Origin of the sequence: Haloferax sp. Atlit-6N (genome assembly GCF_003383195.1) — an archaeon.
In the GTDB taxonomy this organism is placed as follows: Archaea; Halobacteriota; Halobacteria; order Halobacteriales; family Haloferacaceae; genus Haloferax; species Haloferax gibbonsii.
In genome coordinates this window covers 1-663 of sequence record NZ_QEQJ01000074.1, presented here as the reverse complement: position 1 = coordinate 663, position 663 = coordinate 1, and the positions used below count along the sequence as shown (strand labels likewise).

Here is a 663-nt window from a genome sequence, read left to right as displayed (position 1 = left end):
ATGTACGAGATTTCGACGGGGACCGACGACACGTCCGACTCAGCGTGCGCCGTTAGCTCGAACCGAGCGAACTCGCTGCCCTCGATCGCGCCGATGAAGTACTCACCCGACGGGGGCGCAGGGCTCACACCGTCAGCGTCGGGGACGCGCACGAGGACCGACTGCGTGTCGGTGGTCCCGAGGTTCGCGGCGTCGCCCTGAATAGTAATGCCCGTGCCGGACCGGGTGACCTCCACGCCGGTGAGGCGGATTTCGCCCGTCACTGGGGTCTGGTCGTCGAGGTCGACGTCGAGCGACGTCGTGTGGGAACCTCCGCCGGCGGAGTAGGTTGCGGTGAACGTAACCGTATCTGTTTCGAGGTCGTCGGTGTCGAAGACGGTCGATTGGCTCGATCCGGGGCCGACGTCGAACAGGAAGTTGCGTTCGATCGGCTCCCCATCGGCGGTGGCCGCGATCTCGACGTCGGTGAGGTTCGTGTTTCCGAAGTTCGTGAGCGTGAGCTCAGTTCCAGACCCGCTTTCGGGCGTGCCGGCCGACAGGCTCGCTCTAACCGTCGGGTCGGACACTTCGACGTACACCGGGTACGTGTACGAATAGTACTCGCCCGCGTCGTCCTGAACGACCACCTTGAGCGTCAGCCGTTTTTGGCCGGGGCTCTCAAAA

At 64.4% G+C, this 663-nt stretch carries 1 pseudogene; it reads right to left on the bottom strand.

Annotation, left to right across the window (positions count from 1 at the left end):
- Positions 1–626 (bottom strand): annotated as a pseudogene (locus DEQ92_RS21210) (hypothetical protein); the annotation flags it as partial.
- Between the last annotated feature and the right edge of the window lie 37 nt (positions 627–663).